The organism is Streptococcus cristatus (assembly GCF_003943815.1).
Lineage (GTDB): Bacteria > Bacillota > Bacilli > Lactobacillales > Streptococcaceae > Streptococcus > Streptococcus cristatus_F.
The window spans coordinates 1-724 of sequence record NZ_RJNA01000061.1 but is presented as its reverse complement, the minus strand read 5'-3'; the positions used below and the strand labels follow the sequence as shown (position 1 = coordinate 724).

The window sequence follows — 724 nt, the reverse complement described above, 5'->3', positions numbered from 1 at the left end:
TTGACTAGCACTGATGCTTGCTGAGATAGATGCTGAAGCACTTTGGCTCGCACTAATTGACGCAGAGTGGCTCGCGCTTACTGAGATAGACGCTGAGTTCTGGTTGTTAGATGCTGAAGCTGAGGCACTTTGGCTTGCGCTTACTGATGCTGAAGTACTTTGACTTGCAGATACTGAAGCTGAAGCTGATTGGCTTGCTGATACAGATGCTGAGTGACTTGCACTTACTGATGCTGAAGCACTTTGGCTTGCACTTGCTGAGCTTGAGGCTGATTGGCTAGCACTGATGCTTGCTGAGATAGATGCTGAAGCACTTTGGCTCGCACTAATTGACGCAGAGTGGCTCGCGCTTACTGAGATAGACGCTGAGTTCTGGTTGTTAGATGCTGAAGCTGAGGCACTTTGGCTTGCACTTACTGATGCTGAAGCTGATTGGCTTGCTGATACAGATGCTGAGTGACTTGCACTTACTGATGCTGAAGCACTTTGGCTCGCACTAATTGACGCAGACTGGCTCGCGCTTACTGAAATAGAAGCTGAGTTCTGGTTGTTAGATGCTGAAGCTGAAGCACTGATGCTTGCGCTCACTGATGCTGAAGTACTTTGACTTGCAGATACAGAAGCTGAAGCTGATTGACTAGCACTGATGCTTGCTGAGATAGATGCTGAAGCACTTTGGCTCGCACTAATTGACGCAGAGTGGCTCGCGCTTACTGAGATAGAC

At 48.5% G+C, this 724-nt stretch carries 1 protein-coding gene; it reads right to left on the bottom strand.

The window, feature by feature from the left end; all coding sequences use genetic code 11:
- Positions 1–724: hypothetical protein (locus tag D8872_RS10765; protein WP_185761427.1), on the bottom strand; the 724-nt coding region annotated here is incomplete at both ends.